The organism is Pediococcus acidilactici (assembly GCF_016127815.1).
Classification (GTDB): domain Bacteria; phylum Bacillota; class Bacilli; order Lactobacillales; family Lactobacillaceae; genus Pediococcus; species Pediococcus acidilactici.
The window spans coordinates 1363465-1384685 of sequence record NZ_CP066046.1 but is presented as its reverse complement, the minus strand read 5'-3'; the positions used below and the strand labels follow the sequence as shown (position 1 = coordinate 1384685).

The window sequence follows — 21221 nt, the reverse complement described above, 5'->3', positions numbered from 1 at the left end:
ACTCCTTCTTTATTTATTTTGGACCCACCACTCGCCTGTTTCTCCAGTTGAGCTTTTTTCTGGATAAGCAACATGACCATTGATTTTGGTCTTAGCACTAAGATCAATGTAGTAGCTATCATCTTCCGACTCTGATTCAGATTCTTCCTCCTCTGAGTCAAAGTGAATATACAATTTGTGTCCTTTAATTTTCCAGTCTCCACTGGCTAAGAAGCCACTAGTAGTTCCATCATCATGGAAACGTACGTAGCCTTCACTATCATTTTTAGCGTCATCATAACTTTCAGGTTTTTCACTTTCAGTTACAACATAATAAGAATGCCCATTAAAGTCCCGAGCAGGATTATTCAATGTTTTAAATGCAAAAAATACACATAGTACTATAGCAATCACTCCAACAAGCTTGATAGTCTTGCCATTTTTTCCGTTCAAAGTTTCTTTAAGTTTATCCATTGATCATTTCTCCGTTCCTTTTATGTATTTTTACGTGGGATATCTTAAGTTGAGATGTGCAGGATTACCAACCCGCAGGTACGTTATAGCTGCCGTCTCCGTCAGTATCAGAAGCAAAAGTACCATCCGATTTTAACCCAATGTTTTTTCCATCGGCATTGTCCAAAGACCAATATGTATTATTACCTTCAACGTTTTTTACATGGACGGTCCAGCCTTGATCACCTTGTTTTTTAGTTGCGTAAGCAATTGCTTCGGCGTCGGTAGTCAGATGAACCTTGCCGTGGGTACTATCAAAACTTTGGGGACTTTTTTGGCCTTGGTGAATTTTAACGATGATGTCATCGACCTGCTTAACCTGCGCGGGTGTAGAGTAGTAGCGTTGTTCTAATTCAGCTAAACTAATGGTTTTAAATGGGGGATAGTGTTTATTAGCCTTGCGAGAATATTTTACGTTGTTACCTTCAATTTGATATGAAACAATGCAAGCGGGCCCACCATTTCCAACAAAGTTTCCGCCATCATTTTGCCAAATTCCAAAATTGATTTCTTGCATGATGTCATCATCGGGGTAACACATTTGGAAAAGCATTACCGCAATTTTCTCTTTATCCCGAGTTTTGACGGCAATGTTCTGGGTAGAATGCTTTTGTGTCTTTTTAGTAGTTGTGGAACTACTTGACCGCGATTGTTTAGCGACTTTGTTAGTTTTACTAGTTACTGAAGATGATTGCGTTGTTTTAGCTTGGCTACCGCAGGATCCCAACATTAATGAAATGGTAAGTAATGCGACTAAGGCGTAACTTTTCTTCATTTAAACTCCTCCAAAAAGTAAATAGTTAATACGAGTGGATTCTAAAATACGTAGGAATGAATGTTTTTCAAAAATCAGCTCCTTTCAAAAGGATATCCATCAGCTTTATAATGTTAGTATATCAAATGATATATGCATATAAAAATAGTTGAATAAAAATGATTTAACAATAAACCGAAACCATTCTTTGAAACAGTTTAATGTCGTGTTCTTTGAATATCATTTTGCCTAAACTTTCTGTTGGGACGCAAAAATAACCTTTAATATATTTTTTAAAAAAGTGTAATTATATAGTTGATTAAAACACGAGGCAATTAAAAATGAACTAATATGATATCGTCAGTATTGATTAACTAACTTTTTATGATTACTACGATGAAAATAAGTTACCAAAGTGTAGTTGCTTGAATGCTTACAAAAAGTTAGCTATCATAGAGATATAGATTAAGACTAATTAATAGGAGGAACGGAGAATGGCAAAGATATTTATTGCGGGCGGCTCTGGACGGGTTGCTACCGCCTTAATTAAGAATTTAGTTGCGGATAGTAATGAAGTGGTTGCTGGAGCGCGGCATCCTGAAAACGTTGTTGAGATGGACCACGTGAACGCGGTAAAGCTCGATTTGCATGACGGGGTAGACGCGATCGCCGACTTAATGAAGGGGAGCGACGCCGTTTACTTCACTGCTGGTTCGCGAGGCGCCGACTTGTTGCAAACTGATGCGATGGGCGCGGTTAAAACTATGCAAGCGGCCGAAAAATTAGGCATTAAGCGTTACGTCATGCTAAGTTCACTATACACATTGGAATCAGAACGTAAGTGGCATGAGGGCGGTTTGGCAGACCTCTTGGATTACACAACTGCCAAGTTCTTTGCGGACAACTACCTCGTTCATGACACCGATTTGGATTACACCATTGTTCAACCAACTAGTTTGACTGAAGAAGCGGGAACCGGCCAAATTTACATCGGAAAAGAGCTCCCACAAAAGACTAACCCAATTCCAGACGTGGCAAAAGTTCTAGCAGACGTTTTGAAACATCCGAATACTGTTAAAAAAGTATTTATGATGAGCAGCGGTAGTCAAGCAATCGACCAAGCGTTGGCTAACGTATAAATTTTAACCAACTAGAATTTCCCCCAGTACGCCAAGAAATCATTAACGTGATTCTTGGCGTTTTATATTTTATGAGTAAAATATTCTGTTTGTGAAAACGAACTGGATTTTCATTACGGATTTGACATTTTCCTGAATTATTTTCATTATGGTAGAAGCACGTTTGATGAAAATGAGAGAGGAAGAAAAATATGGAAGCACAAAATACGCGGCACACCAACCCGATGATTGTGGTGGCGGTAGTGGCGTTGATGTCCTTTATGGGAATTTTGACGGAAACCTCAATGAACGTAACTTTCCCAGCTTTAATGAAGGAGTTTCACGTCCCCCTCAACACGGTTCAGTGGGTGACCGCCGGATACTTATTGATGGCTGCTTTAGTAATGTTAACGTCGGCTTACATGAAACGTCGGTTTACTAACCGGCAGTTATTTACCGCCGCGGCAATCTTATTTAGCAGCGGTGACTTGATTTGTGGGCTCGCGACTAACTTTTGGGTTTTGTTAGCCGGTCGGTTAATTCAGGCAGGATGTGTGGGGCTATGCACGCCCCTGATGGTCAACATCATTCTAGACGTAGTGCCCCAGCATAAATTGGGGACTTACATTGGAATGGCAAATTTAATTATTTTAATTGCACCGGCACTCGGGCCCACGTTTGGCGGGGCGGTAGTTGCTTTTAATAGTTGGCGAATGATTTTTTGGTCAACTTTACCCGTTGCGTTAGTGCTGATGTTGCTTGGCATGAAAGTCATCAAGCAGTACGCGCCTACTGACCAGCACTACGCGTTTGACTGGACCCGGTTTCTTTTGTTGGGGATGGCGTTAGTTAGTTTAATTGTTGGATTGAACGCCCTCGGAGAAATGCAATTGGGTACTTTTGTAGGGTTGCTGATCGTCAGCATTGGCTTAACTATACTATTTGTTAAACGCTCGCACACCGCAACGAAAGCTTTATTTTCACTGCAAGTTTTTAAGCAACCGGCCTTTTTATACAGTTTTCTACCATATATAATGCTGCAATTTGCAAACGTAGGGATTAACTTCCTGTTACCTAATTACGTGCAGGATGTTTTTCAAGCGACTTCGTTAGTTGGTGGGCTAATCTTACTGCCGGGGAGTTTGTTTAACGGGTTTGGACAACCATTGTACGGCTGGCTGTTGGATCGGTTTGGCGGAAAAGTGCCCTTGTATACCGGAGACCTTTTGTTTACGTTGGCGTTGGTTGGCTTAATGTGCTGGGGACCTCAATTAGGAGTGGTTGGAATCACGATTGCTTACTTAATTTTCGCGATTGGCCGCTCGATGGCGTTTGGAAATTCGGTCGCGTACGGTCTAAAACATATTGACAAAGAATTTCAAAACGATGCTAACGCGTTGTATAATACGGGACAACAGGTTACCGGAGCAATCGGAACGACTGTCTTAGCGCTATTGATGGGATCGGTTAAACGCCCAGGCTACACCCACGCGCAAAACGTAAGCGCGGGGAGCCAGTTAGCATTTATTTTGCTAGTAATTTTCGGTTGCGTAATCTTTGTGTTTTTCCACCATTTGGTTAATTTAAAGAATTTGCCAGAAGATAAGGGCGTTGATTTATAAGCGCTGGGCAAAATAGGAGGAGCAGCATGGCGAATATTGAACGATTTTACACTAAATTTCACCCAACTAATTACCAAATTAAATTAGCAATTAGTCGGGAAACAAAGGAAATTAAGGGAACGACCACCATTACCGGGGAGGCGTTAAGTTCCCAAATTGACATCCACCAAAAGGATCTACAAATCGAAGAACTACGGGTAGATGGTACGGCAGGCGATTTTACCGTTGATCAAGCCGCGGAAGCAATTCACGTTAAATTACCGCACACCGGAACGGTAACTTTGGAAATCAAATACACCACCAAGCTAACCGACACGATGATGGGAATTTATCCGTCATATTATGAAGTGAATGGGGAAACCAAGCAGTTAGTGGGCACCCAGTTTGAGACCACCTTTGCGCGGCAAGCCTTTCCGTGCGTGGACGAACCGGAAGCCAAGGCCACCTTTGATTTAGCAATTAAGTTCGACGAGCATCCGGGCGAAGTGGTATTGAGCAACATGCCAGAAACTAAGGTTGAGGATGGTTACCACTATTTTGCACGTACGGTAAAAATGTCTACGTACTTAATCGCGTTTGCCTTTGGTGATTTGCAAAGTAAGCAAACTAAAACTAAGAGCGGCGTCCAAGTGGGCGTTTTTGCCACCAAGGCTCATCAGCCACAAGAGTTAGATTTTGCTTTGGATATTGCCAAACGAGCGATTGAATTTTACGAAGACTTCTACCAAACTCCGTATCCACTACCGCATTCATGGCAACTAGCCTTGCCAGACTTTTCAGCCGGGGCAATGGAAAACTGGGGTTTGGTAACTTACCGGGAAGCTTACCTCTTGCTCGATCCAAAGAACACCACTCTACGCACTAAACAAGTGGTGGCCACGGTAATTGCTCACGAATTAGCGCACCAGTGGTTTGGTGACTTAGTAACCATGCAGTGGTGGGACGACCTTTGGTTAAACGAAAGTTTTGCCAACATGATGGAATACGTGGCCGTTGACGCTTTGGAACCCGAGTGGCAAATTTGGGAATTGTTCCAAAATTCTGAAGCAGGCGCAGCTTTACAACGGGATGCCACGGACGGAGTGCAATCCGTGCACGTCCAAGTTAACGATCCGGCCGAAATTGACGCCCTCTTTGACGGAGCCATCGTTTATGCAAAGGGAGCCCGGATGCTAGTAATGGTCCGCGCTTTGATTGGCGACGACGCTCTCCGTCAAGGACTGCAAAAGTACTTTGCAAGCCACCAGTACGGAAATGCTACCGGAAACGATTTGTGGCAAGCACTCGGAGAAGCCGCGAACATGCCAATTGGCGACATCATGCATACGTGGCTAGATCAACCGGGATACCCAGTGGTGACCGCCCAAGTTGAAAATGGTGACCTGGTACTTGAACAACAACAATTCTTCATTGGTGAAGGGCAAGCTCAACAACGCCAATGGCAGATTCCGTTGAATGGAAACTATGCAGAGGTTCCGGCCTTACTACAGACGAAGACCTTGAATTTAGGAAATCACCAAGACTTACGGGATCGAAACCAACAACCATTCCGGTTGAACGTGGGCAACAGTTCGCATTTCATCGTGCGCTACGACCAACGGTTATTAGACGATATTTTAGCTGATTGGGAGCAACTGTCCGCGACCGACCAGCTTCAACTACTGCAAGACCTGCGTTTGTTGGCGGAAGGCAAGCAAATTTCTTACGCGGAGATTGTGCCCTTATTACCACGATTTGCGAAAACCGATTCTGCGCTCGTAACGGAGATGTTATACCGGGTGGCAAATGATTTAAAGAAGTTCGTTGCTCCGCAAAGCTCAGCAGAAAAGCAACTTAAGAAGTTCTTTGGTGAATTAAGTCAAGCACCGGCCCAACGGTTAGGCTGGCAAGCGGCGGCTGGTGAAGCCAACGACGACCAGTTGATGCGTCCGATGGTATTGAAGGCGGCTTTGTACGCTGAAAATCCAGCAGTTACCGCACAAGCCCATCAGCTATTTGAAGAAAACGAAGCACAGCTGCCAAAACTACCGGCCGCAATTCGTTCCTTAGTAATTCGGAATGAAGTCGAACATTTCGGTAGCCCTGAGCTTTTTGCCCGGTTGCTTAAAGAATATCAACGGACAAGCGATGCGAGCTACAAGAGCGACCTTTGCCAGGCGCTTACGGCCACACCATCCTTACCATTGATTCAACAACTAGTTCAACAGTTTGAAAATGCGCAAGTAATTAAGCCGCAAGACTTGCGAGCGTGGTTCCGTGGCGTATTAGCTAACCCTCAAGGACAAGGCCCGGCATGGAACTGGATTCGTGACGAATGGCAATGGCTAGAAGACACGGTGGGCGGTGACATGGAATTTGCCACCTACATTACGGTGATTGCGGGGATTTTCCAAACACCGACGCGCCTAGCCGAATTCAAAGCATTCTTTGAACCAAAACTAGCAACTCCAGGATTAACTCGGGAAATTACGATGGATATTAAGGTAATTGAAACCCGAGTCGCACTAATTGAAACAGAAAGGGATGCTGTACAAGCTGCGGTAGCCCAAGCAATTAAGTAACGTGATAAATAAAGCGAGAGACTGCGAAAAAACTGAAAGTTCCTTTTGCGGGTTGGTTCTACTAGAGTCAACTCACACCAAAAGCCAGTTTGTCCCGCTTAACCTAAAAGCGACCATTATTATGCCAAATTTAGACATAATAATGGTCGCTTTTTAGTTAGTGTTTGCAAACTGCCCGACTTTTGGCCAATGCGCTCGTTTTTAATTTGCCTAAAGTGCGGTGTTAGTTATTTGTTAACGATTTGGTGGTTGGAAAGGTCCCCGTCCGCGCTTTGCACGTCACCATTTGCGTAAACGTAGTAAGAACCGTGCTTAGGGGAGGTAATGTGGAAATAAATTGGTGAAGACTTGCCAATGGAACTAAAGGCCACTTTCCAATTTTGATTACCATATTTTTCGGTTAGAAGGGCAACTGCTGCTTGTTCGTTTTGAATTTTCTCGTCAGCAAGGGGCCGGTTGCCATTCTTCTTTTCTGCCTTCGTTAAGTCGCTGCGGGACATTTGATTATCTGCAGAACTACTTGAGTCGGTAACCGAACTTGTTGAAGAAGAAGCGGAATTAGAATTAGAGCTAGAGTTAGAGTTAGTCGAGTCTTTTGAAGAGTTTGCGCTAGCTGATGAGCTAGTTGCTTTATCATCTGAACTTGATTTAGCGTCCTTGCTAGCAGACGACTTACTTGATGACTTGGCCACCTTTTCGGTCTTGCTAGAATTAGAAGATGTATCAGAGTTAGAAGTAGAATGGTTGCCACAACTTGCCAAGGTTAATGGTAAGACTGCTAAGATAGCGATTGACGCAATTTTTTTCATGGTAAAATCCTCCCCCGGATTGATGAATTTAGTGCTAATAATTTAGTTAATTCTAGCATACTCAAGCAAAACTGCAAGGTACGCAAAAGTTTAATTTAATAACGTTGAAACCGCTTAAAATGCGTTGAGTAATCGGGGGAAAAACGATATAGTGAGATTAATAACGTTGAGGAGGAATTTTATATGGGTGACAGAAAGTATAACCTTGGTCTCGATATCGGGACGTCATCAATTGGCTTTGCGGCAGTTGACGAAAATAACCAACCCATTCGAGTCAAAGGAAAGACGGCAATTGGGGTACGTCTCTTTGAAGAGGGCAAAACGGCGGCGGATCGGCGTGGTTTTCGGACTACGCGGCGGAGATTATCCCGGCGCCGGTGGCGGATCAATTTATTGAACGGAATTTTTGATGCGCACCTTGCCGAGGTGGACCCCACCTTTTTGGCCCGGTTAAAAGAATCGAACCGGTCAAATTTGGATCCAAAGAAGTCTTTTCAAGGCTCACTTTTATTCCCAGAACGGAAAGATTATCAATTCTACAAGGAATATCCCACGATTTACCATTTGCGAAAGGCATTGATGGAAAAAGACCGGAAGTTTGATATTCGGGAAATTTATTTAGCAGTCCATCACATTATTAAATATCGGGGAAACTTCTTAAACGGAACGCCGATGCGGTCGTTTAAAGTAGAAAATATTGAGCTTGATACGTTATTTGACCGGTTAAACCAGCTTTATGAAGAGATTATTCCCGACAATGAACTGGCCTTTGATTTAGAACAAGTGGCGGATGTTAAGGAAGTTCTTAGTAGCACAACTATCTATAAAATGGATAAGAAAAAACAACTAGTGAAGATGATGCTGCTTCCCGCAAGCAACAAGGCATTACAGAGTGAAAACAAGAAAATCGTTACGCAGTTTGTTAATGCGATTTTGAACTATAAGTTTAAGCTTGACGTGCTCCTCCAAGTTGAAACGGACGCGGATTGGTCCTTGAAGTTAAACGACGAGGGGGCGGATGATAAATTAGAAGAATTCACGGGTGATTTAGATGAAAATCGTTTGGAAATTATTGATCTTTTGCAAAGACTACATAACTGGTTTTCATTAAATGAAATTACAAAAGATGGTAATTCGTTGTCCGCGGCGATGGTTGAAAAATATAAAGACCACCGTCACCATTTAGAATTATTGAAAAAGGTAATTGAGGATCATTCAGATGCCAAGAAAGCAAAAGCACTGAAGGAAACGTACACGGCCTACGTCGGTAAAACGGACGATAAGACCCAGAACAAAGATGATTTCTATAAGGCTGTGGAAAAGAACTTAGATGATTCGCCGGAAGCAAAAGAAATTAAACGTTTAATTCAGCTAGACCAGTTCATGCCTAAGCAACGGACTGGGCAAAATGGGGCAATCCCTCACCAACTGCATCAACAGGAGCTCGACCAAATTATCGAAAAGCAATCTAAATATTATCCGTTTTTGGCGGAGCCGAATCCGAACGTTAAGCGCCGTAAAGATGCTCCTTACAAACTAGACGAATTGATTGCCTTTAAGATCCCGTACTACGTGGGCCCATTGGTAACGCCGGAAGAACAAGCACAAAATAAAGAAAACGTGTTTGCGTGGATGAAGCGGAAGGCTGCCGGTCCAATTACACCATGGAATTTTGATGAAAAAGTTGACCGGATGGAATCCGCAAACCGATTTATTCGGCGGATGACTACCAAAGATACGTATCTTTTTGGCGAAGATGTCTTACCTGCGGAAAGCATGATTTACGAAAAATTTGTGGTGCTTAATGAGCTAAATAATTTGAAAATTAATGGGCGGCATTTATCGCTTAAGGATAAGCAAGACATTTATAATGACTTGTTCAAGCAACAAAAAACGGTTTCCATTAAAGCGCTCCAAAATTACTACGTTACCAAAAAGAAGGCTGCAACCGCGCCTACCGTGGGCGGATTGGCCGATCCAAAGAAATTTTTATCAAGTCTATCAACTTATATTGATTTCAAAAATATGTTTGGGGAGCGGGTAAACGATCCGCAATTCCAAGAGGATTTGGAACAAATCGTGGAATGGTCGACAATTTTTGAAGATCGGGGAATCTTCAAGGCAAAATTACAAGCCCTGGGTTGGCTATCTGAAAAGCAGATTCAACAACTGGTGGCTAAACGTTACAAAGGATGGGGCCGGCTTTCCAAGAAGCTCTTAACTGGGCTAAAGAACGCGGAAGGATACTCAATTTTAGACGAAATGTGGCATTCGACCGAAAACTTCATGCAAATTCAAACTCGCCCAGAATTTGCGGCACTAATTCAACAGGCCAACGAAAAGCAATTTGAGGGCAACGACCCGGATAATGTTTGGGAGAATATTGAAAACATTTTGGGGGATGCGTACACTTCACCACAAAATAAGAAGGCAATCCGTCAAGTGGTGAAGGTTGTCCAAGATATTGAAAAAGCAGTGGGTAACCCACCTGAAAAAATTGCGATTGAGTTTACCCGTGAAGCCGCGGCGAACCCTCAACGGACGCAAAGCCGTTTGCGGACCTTGGAAAAACTTTATGAAAGTGCCGAAGAAGTTGTAGACGCGGGGTTAACTGCCGAACTAGCTGAATTTAAGGAAAATAAGCACGTTTTATCGGATAAGTACTACCTGTACTTTACCCAATTAGGCCGGGATGTTTATACTGGGGACACTATTAGTCTAGATAGGTTGAACGATTACGATGTTGACCACATTTTGCCACAATCCTTTATTAAGGATGATAGTTTGGACAACCGGGTATTGACGATTCGAGCGGTTAACAACGGAAAAAGTGATAACGTACCAGCTAAAATGTTTGGCAAAAAAATGGGTTCGTTTTGGCGGTACTTGCTGGATAACGGGATGATTTCCAAACGAAAATATAATAACTTAATTACCGATCCGGATAATATCAGTAAATACGCCCAAAAGGGATTTATTAACCGGCAACTCGTGGAAACCAGTCAAGTTATCAAACTGACGGCTAACATTTTAAACGGGATTTACGATAAGGACACCGAAATTATCGAAGTTCCAGCGAAAATGAATTCTCAAATGCGGAAAATGTTTGATTTGGTTAAGGTGCGGGAAGTTAACGACTACCACCATGCCTTTGACGCTTATTTAACTATCTTTATTGGAAACTATCTGTATAAATGTTATCCAAAATTACGGCCATACTTTGTTTATGATAATTTTAAAAAGTTTGGTAACAAGGAAGATATAGGACATAAACGTTTTAACTTTTTAGGAAAAATTGAGCGAGACAAGAAAGTGGTTGCTCCTGAAACTGGTGAAATCTTGTGGTCAAACGTGGCACCGAATGAGACCATCAAGCAGATTAAGAAGGTTTATGATTATAAATTTATGCTTACTTCTCATGAAACTTACACTAAACACGGTGCGTTGTTTAATCAAACGATATACTCTGCCAAAGCTTCAAAAACGATGATTCCAATTAAAAATGACCGACCTACCAAACTTTACGGTGGGTATAGCGGGAATGAAGATGCATATATGAGCATTATTAGGTTAAGTGACAAGAAAAAAACGTACAAAGTAGTTGGTATATCAATGCGCGATGCTAGTAAGTTGAAAGCTTATGAAAATAATGCGCATGAAGAATATCTAAAAAAATTAAAGGAAGTTATTGAACAGCAATTTTTAGATAGTGGCAAAAAAACTAAAGCCGATTTTGAAATTGTTATTCCAAAAGTTAATTATCATCAAAGAATGCAGGATGGCACAAAGCAATTTAGAATTGGCAGTTCCAAATATGTACACAACACTAAGCAGTTAGTATTATCTGAGAAAACTCTAAAAGCCATTCGAAACAATAAGCAATATAACGGAGATGCTGAAAAGGATCTTATTAATGCTTTTGATGAAATACTAACTATTGTTAATGATTCGTTCAGTATTTTTGATATTAGAAGTTTTAGAAAAAAGCTTAATGAAAGTCGAGATAAGTTTGTTTCTTTACCAGTAGAAGATACAAAAGAAAAAAGCAAAGTTATTAAAGGCAAGCGGGAGACGTTGAAGCAGATATTGATTGCACTTCATGCAAACGGCACTTCACAAGACATCCCACAACTAGGGCTTAAAAGTTTTGGAAAAATGGTTAAAACTGGGGGGCTTACATTATCAGAAAATACAGCCCTAATTCATCAATCGCCATCAGGATTATTCGAACATAAAATTAAATTAAGCGATCTTTAATGAGAGCATCAAAAAAGAGGAGCCGTCCCATTAAGGGTCGGTTCCTCTTTCACTATGTATTGCCCAGATAGCTGGGACAAATGGATAAACTCCGCACAAAGTGCATTGTTTGATTTCAAATCAGGATGTTAAATCAATAAGGTTAAAAGTTGGGAGCTACCCAACACCATTAATATAAACCAGTACACTGGTAAAATCAAGGAGGTTTTAAAAATATGGGATGGAGATCAGTAATCATCACTCAGCACGCTAAATTGTCGTATTCGGCACATGCGATGATTGTGCAGACCAATGACGGAATTAATCAGATTCCGGTTGACGACGTTAGTTTGTTGTTAATTTCAACGACGCAAGCGGTAATTACGACGGCGTTAATCAGTGAGCTATCAAAGAAAAACGTCAAAATTGTATTTACCGATGAAGCGCGGGAACCGATTAGCGAAATTTACGGCTATTATCCCGCTAACCGGACCGCCCAGCTGCTGCGAGAGCAAGTTAACTGGGACTTACAGTTACAACAAATATTGTGGACGAAGTTAGTGGCTAATAAAATCATCAATCAGATTAACGTTTTGAATTTACTAGAACATTCGACCGATGAACTAGTAACAGAATTGGAAAAATTGGAATTGAATGATTTAACTAATCGGGAAGCGGTGGTAGCGCACAAATATTTTCCGTTATTGTTTGAAAGCGGTTTTACGAGGAGGGACGGTTCGGTAATTAACGCGGCGTTAAACTATGGTTACTCAATTTTATTGTCGGCCGTAAACCAAGAAATCGTGGCGAATGGCTACGTTACATATTTAGGGATTCATCATGATAGCGAGGAAAATCAGTTTAACTTGGCTTCAGACTTGATGGAACCCTTTCGGCCAGTTGTGGATTGCTGGGTGGCAAATCAAAAATTTAATCAACTTACGCCTGACATTAAGTATGGGCTGGTGGAACTTTTGAGTTTGGAACTTAAGTACAACGGCAAGAAGATGATTTTACGTAATGTGATTACTGATCACGTACGGAATTGTTTGAAGTATTTAGCGGGGAAAGCTAATAGTTTTACGATTGAAATGGAGTTAAGCGATGAGGTACCGAATAATGCGATTAATGATAATGTTTGATTTACCAGTTGAGACGGCGGTACAAAGAAAACAGTACCGACAATTTAGAAAAGCGCTAATTAACGAAGGCTTTTTGATGATTCAATATTCTGTTTATGTTCGCGTATGCGTGAATAAAAAATCGGCGACGTTTATGGAAAACCGCATCAAAACTTATTTACCCGAAAATGGCACAATTCAGGCCCTTACGTTAACTGAGAAGCAGTATAACGACATGCATTTTTTGGTTGGTGAACGGGTAAAAGACGTGCGCAATACCTCTGATCGGACGGTGATCCTATGAAACTAACGTATCGAACTCATGAACCGGTGGAAATTAAACCTCACGCAATTACGGTTTTGGGAACCAATAATTCTACGGTTTATACCGATTTAGTAAATGGTATGCAGGAACGTAACGAATTGATTTTAGCTTTTGATGAAAACTACAAAGAACTCGAAATTAGTAAAGTTTTCGATTGGATTGGCGACGTAGGAACCCAGGACTTAGTTATTCAAAAGTATTTAACTAAGATTGAACGGGTTTTTGCCGAAGGGTTGATGGATGAGCAACGTAACCAAATTCATGATCAGGTAAACCAACTATTTAATACGGTTGCTGAACAATTATTTATGCTAGATTTACCGATTAGCGTCAATTATGATTTTGATTTGAAAAAGTTATTGAAGTATTGTGGAGTGCACTTTGATCCGCTAAGCGTGGGTAACCCATATGGTATAATTGAAGCGATTTTGAAGATTCACGAGGAGTGCGCGATTAATTCGTGTGTCGTGTTAACTGATGTTGCACATTATTTGACAGCGACCCAAATTGAAGAACTTACCCAGCTAGTAAGTCAAACGAATCAAGCACTCTTACTAATTGAATTCACAGAAATAGGCAATCAGGAGGCCTATGGAAATAGCGAATTCTACTACATTGACAATGACTTTGTTGATTGGCATCAGTAATTGATGAAATTTTAGTTAGAAAATAACGGTTTCAGAAGGATGTTAAATCAATAAGGTTAAGATCTCTTGAAACCAACGTAGTAACCAGTATTGGGTTTCAGAAGGATGTTAAATCAATAAGGTTAAGATCTTATCCGGAGCAACGACTCCGCATGGATTTGTTTCAGAAAGATGTTAAATCAATAAGGTTAAGATCCGTGGTTTCGATAAAGGCCGATGAAGATTCGTTTCAGAAGGATGTTAAATCAATAAGGTTAAGATCGGCTTCTTCCCGGCTTTGCGCAAGGCTTCCGTTTCAGAAGGATGTTAAATCAATAAGGTTAAGATCCAGAATAATATTCTGCAAGCTTTGAGTAACGTTTCAGAAGGATGTTAAATCAATAAGGTTAAGATCCTAGATAAAAAACGTTGGAAAGCAATTCTTGTTTCAGAAGGATGTTAAATCAATAAGGTTAAGATCACAAAACGGAGAAAAACACCCAAACCTACCGTTTCAGAAGGATGTTAAATCAATAAGGTTAAGATCTGATTGATTAATCAATGTTTTAAGAATCGGGTTTCAGAAGGATGTTAAATCAATAAGGTTAAGATCATAACGGTGACCCATTGTTATTCAAACGTAGTTTCAGAAGGATGTTAAATCAATAAGGTTAAGATCTTTCTTCTCAAACGGCCATGTCCATTCGCCGTTTCAGAAGGATGTTAAATCAATAAGGTTAAGATCCTCAAATTGTTGAAGCGAATATTAAGTTCGGTTTCAGAAGGATGTTAAATCAATAAGGTTAAGATCTCGGGAATGTCGTCAACTTCCGTGGCGTGTGTTTCAGAAGGATGTTAAATCAATAAGGTTAAGATCAATCAATTTTGGGATAGCACCGGTGGTAGTGTTTCAGAAGGATGTTAAATCAATAAGGTTAAGATCAAGATTGATTATGCAAGAATGACTGAAAAAGTTTCAGAAGGATGTTAAATCAATAAGGTTAAGATCTTACCCGTTGGTTATATCACACCTATGGGCGTTTCAGAAGGATGTTAAATCAATAAGGTTAAGAGCGTGGCTGGTTAGTTTGGGTATCTAAGGGAGTTTTCAGAAGGGGAATAAAGTTAAATGGAAGTCATAAAAAAGAGCCAAACAAGAATGAAAGGTTAACAATATTACTGGCGGTAATACAAACCATAATGAGAACTCTAGATTGGCTCGGGTACAGTTTTAAGAAATAGGATTAAGAGACGTAGATCTTTTTTGCCGCTCTCTATATATATTTTATAACGGAGGAATAAAAAAATGAAAAGAGAAAAAGCAGTTAACATAGTTATTGTATTGCTGTTAATTTCAATCGTGTTATCTATTTTAAATCTATTTAAGTAGGTGTGTATCGTGAGTTTAATAAAGAAGCACCTAGATTCTTATAGGATTGCTAAAGATAATAATATTACCTAGCCAATAATGACAAGGGGAATTAATAAGGACTTGGATAACTTATCGTTTAAGCATCTTAAAGCTATCTCCACTTCCCTAGGAAAAGATATAGTAACTTGTCGCAAAAGAATTAAATATTTTTGTAAAACAGAGCTGCTCAAAAATAATCGAACATTTTTTTGTTTTGTCTATTTTTGATGAAACTACTAGTCATGGAGGATGATAAACTACTAAGGTCCAAATGAATTTATAGGTTTAGCATCATTACTCGAAGACGATGTTTTAGTGGTGGTTGGAAATAAAATCCGCCCGAAACGATCGGGTGGTTTTCAGTTTGTAAAAGTATACCAATTATATTGATATAGTAAATGCATAAAGTTAAGAAAGTGATAAAAATTGGATGATGAAGAATAAAAAAGGTATCGCAATAAGCAAATGACAATAGTGACACTAATCATTCAGACGATTACAGCTATTGTACAACTCATCACAATGCTTAAAAAATAGGTAAAAGAGGCGATACGCCTTTCTTCTGTTCATCAATTTTAAAATGGAGGCATTAAAATGAAAAACATAGGAAAGCTACAATATTTAACTTTGACTATCAGTATCGTTGCTCTGATATTGTCGCTAATAAATTTACTAAAGTAGGATGGTGAAATTGACGTTTTCTAACGAAGACCTCGATTCTCTGTCCTTTAGATTGATAAGATCTCTAGCCTGCTCAATGGAAAAACAGTTGAACATGTTGTACAGAAATTAGATGATTTGCAAAATAAAACCGCTCGAAATCAATCGAACGGTTTTATTTTGTCTATTTTTAGTCGGTACTACCTCTTTTTTATTGGAACCGCAGAGGTATTTTGGAAATGTCCCACATTTTTTATCACTTTTTATACCTTTATGAAACGGTTATAAAAAGTCATTTAAAGAATCTCATTGTAATCAAAAGAGTTTCAAAAGGATGCCAAATCCCTAAGGATAATCAAAAATAGATACGATTATTTATTTTGATATTGCAATCCTTAAATTTCCTCTAGCAAAACAACAAACTACTTGATTAAGCGTGACATCTTTTAAGTAGCTTGTTGTTTTTAGTAATAAAAAACAGCCCAACCGAATCCCAATCCAGTCAGACCGTCTTAAATTTCCTACATCACTAGCGGCAATACCACCAGGCCGTTCATCAAAATGTGCGCAATCATTGAAGTTTGGATGCGTCCCGTTTTATGGTACAGCCAGCAAAATAGCAGCCCAATCGCGGCGTATAAAAAGATGTGGCTGTCGTTATGCATAAAGGCGAACGCTAAGCTGGAAATGATCGCCATGATCGTCAAACCTAAGTTCGAGCGCATCCCAAATAGAGTGCTTAAATTGCCAAACAAAACTTTCCGAAAAACTAACTCTTCCATAATGGGCGCCCCAACGGTGATTGCCAACACAAAAAACGGGTTGATTTTCGCTAGGGTAACTAACGTAGCCGTATTGGCGGAAGCGGGGTTTTGCCCCAGAATAAAAGTGACGTAGCTAACCACAAACTGGAGCACGATCACTAACGCGGTCCCGATGATCCCCCACGCAATTGCTCGGAAGAAGGGGATTCGCCGAGTTTCAATTTGGTTGATTTCACTATTTTTCAGGTTAATAACCACCAGCAGGGCAGCTCCGACTAGGTAATCGATAGTTTCCACCCAAATAAATGATGCACCCAACCGAACGAAAAGGTTGATAACGCTCGGTAGCAAGAAAATTGCTAAATAAGTGATTAAAGTTAATAAAGAACTTTTACTAATTTTCATCATGACACTCCTTTATTTCCTGTAAGTATAGCATATTTGAACGGTTGTTATATTTGATTGGTTAATATTGGTCAAAAACACTTGCATTCTATTAAAAACATGATATAGTTATCAGTGTAGTTAGCACTTAGGTGTAACGAGTGCTAAATAAATCATGCATTTAATTATCAGAAATTTGGAGGGATTCACGTGTTAAAACCTTTAGGAGATCGCGTTATTTTAGAAGCTAAAGACGAAGAAGAACAAACTGTCGGAGGCATCGTTCTGGCAAGTAATGCTAAAGAAAAGTCCCAAACCGGTAAAGTTGTCGCTGTAGGTAACGGTCGCGTTTTAGATGACGGAAAGACGTTACCAATGAACGTTAAAGTAGGCGACACAGTAGTTTACGATAAATATGCAGGAACAGAAGTAACATACGAAGATCAAAAATATTTAGTTGTCCATGAAAAGGACTTAGTTGCAGTTGTTGAATAATTAATTTAAAGGAGTGTTGATCATGGCTAAAGAAATTAAGTTTTCAGAAGATGCACGCACAAAGATGCTAAAAGGGGTCGACAAATTAGCAGATACCGTTAAGTCGACTATTGGACCAAAGGGACGTAACGTTGTTTTGGAACAATCATACGGTTCACCAACAATCACTAACGATGGTGTAACAATCGCTAAGTCAATTGAATTAGAAGATCACTTTGAAAACATGGGTGCTAAGTTAGTATCCGAAGTTGCTTCTAAGACAAACGACATTGCTGGTGACGGTACTACAACTGCGACAGTACTTACCCAAGCAATTGTTAACGAAGGTATGAAGAACGTTACTGCTGGTGCTAACCCAGTTGGGATTCGTCGTGGTATTGAAAAGGCTACTGAAAAAGCAGTTGCCGCATTGCACAACATGTCACACGAAGTAAAGACAAAGGATGACATCGCACAAATCGCTTCAATTTCTTCTGCTAACCCAGAAGTTGGTAAGTTGATTGCGGATGCAATGGAAAAGGTTGGTAACGACGGAGTTATCACTATTGAAGAATCTCGTGGAGTTGACACAACCCTCGACGTTGTTGAAGGTATGCAATTCGATCGTGGTTACATGTCACAATACATGGTTACTGACAACGACAAGATGGAAGCTAACCTCGACAACCCATACATCTTAATTACTGACAAGAAGATTGCTAACATTCAAGACATCTTGCCATTACTTCAATCAGTGGTTGAACAAAGCCGTTCACTTTTGATCATTGCTGATGACATCACTGGTGAAGCATTGCCAACCTTGGTATTGAACAAGATGCGTGGTACTTTCAACGTGGTTGCTGTTAAGGCACCTGGTTTTGGTGACCGTCGTAAGGAACAACTTGAAGATATTGCCATCTTAACTGGTGGTACAGTTATCACTGACGATCTTGGCTTGAACTTGAAGGACGTTACAATCGAACAATTAGGTCAAGCAAACAAGGTTACGGTTACTAAGGACGACACAACCATCGTTGAAGGTTCTGGTAGCCAAGAACAAATCGCTGAACGGGTTGCAATGATCAAGCAACAAATCAGTGAAACAACTTCTGACTTTGACAAGGAAAAACTTCAAGAACGTCTTGCTAAGTTAGCTGGTGGGGTTGCAGTTATCCGGGTTGGTGCTGCTACTGAAACCGAATTGAAGGAAAAGAAGTACCGTATCGAAGATGCTTTGAACGCTACTCGTGCTGCTGTTGAAGAAGGATTCGTTCCTGGTGGTGGTACAGCACTTGTTAACGTGATTGCTTCCTTAGAAGACCTTGACGCAGAAGGCGACGAATTAACAGGTATCAACATCGTTCGTCGTGCTCTTGAAGAACCAGTTCGCCAAATTGCTGAAAACGCTGGTGAAGAAGGTTCCGTCATCGTTACAAAACTTAAGACACAAAAAGATGGTGTTGGTTACAACGCTGCAACTGACGAATGGGTTGATATGATTGAAGCTGGTATCGTTGACCCAACTAAGGTTACTCGTTCAGCACTTCAAAACGCTGCTAGTGTATCCGCATTGTTATTAACAACGGAAGCAGTAGTTGCTGACTTACCAGAAGAAAAGCCGGCAGCTCCAGCAGCTCCAAACCCAGGTATGGGCGGAATGATGTAATCAAACTTTCGTGACTGATGGAGATGCTTACCGAAAATGGTAAACCATCCCCGCAATTAATCACTGAAGGCAACTGAATAATCCAGGAAAAGACGCGCATTGCGCGTCTTTTTTTGTGTCCAAATGCCGGGGTAAAGGGTTATCGCAAAATCTCTTTAAAAGTTAATCAGGAATTTTGTTTTATTTGCCTAAATTCTGTTATTATCAGTATATGAGTGAGAATCCAAAAATATGCTAGCTAATTTACTGGTTTTGGAGTAGAATTTCACTTGCATATTTTTAAAAACGGAGAGTAAAAAATGTTTTCGTATTTGAAACGTATTTTAATTGGTAAACCACTGAAGACGTTAGACGAAAGTGGCCAAGCGTTAACGAAATTTAAGGCGCTCGCTCTGCTATCTTCAGATGCTTTATCATCTATCGCATATGGTACCGAAGAAATTCTTTCGGTTTTAATTGTTTTATCAGCTGCGGCAACTTGGTATTCAATCCCGATCGCAGCAATCGTGTTAGTGCTATTATTTGCAATTACGGTGTCATATCGTCAGATTATTAAGGCGTATCCTTCGGGAGGCGGTGCTTACGTAGTTGCTAGCAAGAACTGGGGGACTTCGGCCGGGCTAGTCGCCGGGGGGTCGCTGTTAGTTGATTACATGCTGACGGTGGCCGTAAGTGTGACTTCCGGAACCGAAGCGATTACCTCGGCAATCCCGGCGTTACAGAAGTATCACGTGGCCATCGCGGTGCTGATTGTGCTCGGAATTATGGCCCTGAACTTGCGAGGGTTGCGGGAATCGGCAAGTTTCCTTACCATCCCGGTTTACCTGTTCGTAGTGGTAATCTCGATAATGATTATTGTAGGGTTATATAACATCGTTACCGGACAAGTTACTTATCATGCGGCGGCAGCAATTGGCTCGACCGTGCCGGGAATGACCTTCGTGCTCTTCATGCGGGCGTTATCTTCTGGATCATCTTCCCTAACTGGGGTAGAAGCGATTAGTAACGCGGTGCCTAATTTCAAGAAACCGCGGCGGAAAAATGCGGCAGCTACTTTGGCAATCATGTCGTTGATTTTGGCTTCGTTCTTCGCGGGAATCACGTTCTTAGCTTACTACAGCGGAATTACGCCGATGAGTTCGCAAACCGTGCTTTCCCAAATCGGGGTTACGGTCTTCGGCCACGGGATTTTCTACTATATCCTACAATTGTCAACCGCGTTGATTTTGGCGGTAGCCGCAAACACCGGGTTCTCGGCCTTTCCAATGTTGGCCTACAATTTGGCCAAGGATAAGTTCATGCCCCATGCTTACATGGATCGGGGCGACCGACTCGGCTACTCTAACGGAATCATTTCGTTAGCCGCGGGCGCAATCGTGCTGATTTTGATTTTCGGTGGACAAACCGGTCTCTTAATCCCGCTTTATGCTATTGGGGTTTTCGTACCGTTCACGTTGTCACAATCCGGAATGATCGTGCATTGGAAACGAGAAGGCGGCGCTCATTGGTGGATAAATGCTTCTGCTAACTTACTAGGAGCGTTACTATCGGCAGTCTTAGTAGTTTGCTTGCTATTCCTACACTTTAGCAACGTTTGGCCATACTTCGTGGTTATGCCACTGTTATTGCGGATGTTCTACAAGATTCGTAAGCACTATGACGAAGTCGCTGACCAACTGCGGGTTGTGGAAAAGGGCAAGGTTAACTTGCACGACTATGACGGTTCAACCGTAATTGTGTTGGTTAGCAACGTTACCCAAGTAACTTCTGGTGCGATCAACTACGCTCGGTCAATCGGGGACTACGTAATCGCCATGCACGTTTCGTTTGATGCTAACCCAGAAAAAGAGCATAAGACGGCGATGGAATTTAAAGCGGAATATCCGGACGTACGGTTTATCGACATTCACTCGTCGTACCGTTCGATTACCAATCCGACGCTTCGGTTCTGTGACGTAATTGCTAAACGGGCGGCAGAACGGAATTACACCACGACGGTATTGGTTCCGCAATTCGTTCCGCGCAAGCCATGGCAAAACATTTTGCATAACCAAACTGGTTTACGTTTGCGGGCGGCACTAAATTCACGCGAAAACATTATTGTTTCCACGTATAATTATCATTTGAAATAAAAGTAAACGGGTTAAGGAAGTGAGTTTCCTTAACCCGTTTTTTGTGCAAAGACTCCGGGAAAAACT

Annotated in this window: 14 protein-coding genes and 1 CRISPR repeat array; of the genes, 10 read left to right on the top strand and 4 right to left on the bottom strand. The window is 41.1% G+C overall.

The features are described from left to right. Positions 1–9 precede the first annotated feature (9 nt). Together I6H64_RS06910 and I6H64_RS06905 are read right to left on the bottom strand one after the other, a co-directional pair. The gene (locus I6H64_RS06910; RefSeq protein ID WP_008842010.1) at positions 10–453 is read right to left on the bottom strand and encodes a hypothetical protein; all 444 of its coding nucleotides are present in this window, start codon (positions 451–453) and stop codon (positions 10–12) included. A gap of 64 nt (positions 454–517) precedes the next feature. After that, the gene (locus I6H64_RS06905) at positions 518–1267 is read right to left on the bottom strand and encodes an Lreu_0056 family protein (protein ID WP_056985050.1); all 750 of its coding nucleotides are present in this window, start codon (positions 1265–1267) and stop codon (positions 518–520) included. Positions 1268–1740: 473 nt separating this feature from the next. Between I6H64_RS06905 and I6H64_RS06900 the strand changes: the two genes are divergently transcribed. The 3 genes from I6H64_RS06900 (at position 1741) to I6H64_RS06890 (ending at position 6547) form a co-directional block, all read left to right on the top strand. After that, the gene (locus I6H64_RS06900; protein ID WP_005916099.1) at positions 1741–2385 is read left to right on the top strand and encodes an SDR family oxidoreductase; all 645 of its coding nucleotides are present in this window, start codon (positions 1741–1743) and stop codon (positions 2383–2385) included. A gap of 191 nt (positions 2386–2576) precedes the next feature. Continuing rightward, the gene (locus tag I6H64_RS06895; RefSeq protein ID WP_008842007.1) at positions 2577–3986 is read left to right on the top strand and encodes an MFS transporter; all 1410 of its coding nucleotides are present in this window, start codon (positions 2577–2579) and stop codon (positions 3984–3986) included. 26 nt (positions 3987–4012) lie between these two features. Beyond that, a complete protein-coding gene (locus I6H64_RS06890; RefSeq protein ID WP_056985052.1) occupies positions 4013–6547 on the top strand; it encodes a M1 family metallopeptidase in 2535 nt (844 codons plus the stop codon). Between the two features lie 227 nt (positions 6548–6774). Here the strand turns inward: I6H64_RS06890 and I6H64_RS06885 are convergent, their stop codons facing one another. Further along, complete coding sequence (locus tag I6H64_RS06885; protein WP_008842004.1) at positions 6775–7356, bottom strand: hypothetical protein; 582 nt, start codon at positions 7354–7356, stop codon at positions 6775–6777. Between the two features lie 183 nt (positions 7357–7539). Between I6H64_RS06885 and cas9 the strand changes: the two genes are divergently transcribed. The 4 genes from cas9 to csn2 all read left to right on the top strand — a co-directional run bounded on the left by cas9 (position 7540) and on the right by csn2 (position 13685). After that, positions 7540–11613, top strand: coding sequence for a type II CRISPR RNA-guided endonuclease Cas9 (gene cas9 / locus I6H64_RS06880; protein ID WP_056985054.1), 4074 nt, complete (start codon positions 7540–7542; stop codon positions 11611–11613). 215 nt (positions 11614–11828) lie between these two features. After that, on the top strand, positions 11829–12734 hold the full coding sequence (gene cas1 / locus I6H64_RS06875) for a type II CRISPR-associated endonuclease Cas1 (protein WP_036685930.1): 906 nt from the start codon (positions 11829–11831) through the stop codon (positions 12732–12734). Continuing rightward, a complete protein-coding gene (gene cas2, locus I6H64_RS06870) occupies positions 12712–13017 on the top strand; it encodes a CRISPR-associated endonuclease Cas2 (protein ID WP_002831107.1) in 306 nt (101 codons plus the stop codon). The genes cas1 and cas2 overlap by 23 nt, the downstream gene beginning before the upstream one ends. Continuing rightward, the gene (gene csn2, locus I6H64_RS06865) at positions 13014–13685 is read left to right on the top strand and encodes a type II-A CRISPR-associated protein Csn2 (protein WP_056985056.1); all 672 of its coding nucleotides are present in this window, start codon (positions 13014–13016) and stop codon (positions 13683–13685) included. Before cas2 ends, csn2 begins: the two co-directional genes overlap by 4 nt. 28 nt (positions 13686–13713) lie before the next feature. Further along, positions 13714–14739: direct repeats of the CRISPR family, unit length 36 nt; unit sequence GTTTCAGAAGGATGTTAAATCAATAAGGTTAAGATC. A 1517-nt stretch (positions 14740–16256) separates the two neighbouring features. On the opposite strand, the gene I6H64_RS06860 is transcribed toward csn2, so the two are convergent. After that, positions 16257–16904: a CPBP family intramembrane glutamic endopeptidase gene (locus I6H64_RS06860; protein ID WP_024862570.1), complete on the bottom strand. Its 648-nt coding sequence runs from the start codon at positions 16902–16904 to the stop codon at positions 16257–16259. A gap of 189 nt (positions 16905–17093) precedes the next feature. Between I6H64_RS06860 and groES the strand changes: the two genes are divergently transcribed. From groES to I6H64_RS06845, 3 genes are all read left to right on the top strand, one after another. Continuing rightward, on the top strand, positions 17094–17378 hold the full coding sequence (groES, locus tag I6H64_RS06855; RefSeq protein WP_002829962.1) for a co-chaperone GroES: 285 nt from the start codon (positions 17094–17096) through the stop codon (positions 17376–17378). Positions 17379–17400: 22 nt separating this feature from the next. After that, positions 17401–19023: a chaperonin GroEL gene (gene groL / locus I6H64_RS06850; RefSeq protein ID WP_002829959.1), complete on the top strand. Its 1623-nt coding sequence runs from the start codon at positions 17401–17403 to the stop codon at positions 19021–19023. A gap of 299 nt (positions 19024–19322) precedes the next feature. Next, positions 19323–21155, top strand: a complete 1833-nt coding sequence (locus I6H64_RS06845) for an APC family permease (protein WP_002829957.1) — start codon at positions 19323–19325, stop codon at positions 21153–21155. Positions 21156–21221: the final 66 nt, after the last annotated feature.

Excerpts from the sequence above, each read along its gene's own strand:
- I6H64_RS06910 (WP_008842010.1), bottom strand. The coding sequence starts at position 453 with ATGGATAAACTTAAAGAAACTTTGAACGGAAAAAATGGCAAGACTATC.
- I6H64_RS06905 (WP_056985050.1), bottom strand. The coding sequence starts at position 1,267 with ATGAAGAAAAGTTACGCCTTAGTCGCATTACTTACCATTTCATTAATG.
- I6H64_RS06900 (WP_005916099.1), top strand. The coding sequence starts at position 1,741 with ATGGCAAAGATATTTATTGCGGGCGGCTCTGGACGGGTTGCTACCGCC.
- I6H64_RS06895 (WP_008842007.1), top strand. The coding sequence starts at position 2,577 with ATGGAAGCACAAAATACGCGGCACACCAACCCGATGATTGTGGTGGCG.
- I6H64_RS06890 (WP_056985052.1), top strand. The coding sequence starts at position 4,013 with ATGGCGAATATTGAACGATTTTACACTAAATTTCACCCAACTAATTAC.
- I6H64_RS06885 (WP_008842004.1), bottom strand. The coding sequence starts at position 7,356 with ATGAAAAAAATTGCGTCAATCGCTATCTTAGCAGTCTTACCATTAACC.
- cas9 (WP_056985054.1), top strand. The coding sequence starts at position 7,540 with ATGGGTGACAGAAAGTATAACCTTGGTCTCGATATCGGGACGTCATCA.
- cas1 (WP_036685930.1), top strand. The coding sequence starts at position 11,829 with ATGGGATGGAGATCAGTAATCATCACTCAGCACGCTAAATTGTCGTAT.
- cas2 (WP_002831107.1), top strand. The coding sequence starts at position 12,712 with ATGCGATTAATGATAATGTTTGATTTACCAGTTGAGACGGCGGTACAA.
- csn2 (WP_056985056.1), top strand. The coding sequence starts at position 13,014 with ATGAAACTAACGTATCGAACTCATGAACCGGTGGAAATTAAACCTCAC.
- I6H64_RS06860 (WP_024862570.1), bottom strand. The coding sequence starts at position 16,904 with ATGAAAATTAGTAAAAGTTCTTTATTAACTTTAATCACTTATTTAGCA.
- groL (WP_002829959.1), top strand. The coding sequence starts at position 17,401 with ATGGCTAAAGAAATTAAGTTTTCAGAAGATGCACGCACAAAGATGCTA.
- I6H64_RS06845 (WP_002829957.1), top strand. The coding sequence starts at position 19,323 with ATGTTTTCGTATTTGAAACGTATTTTAATTGGTAAACCACTGAAGACG.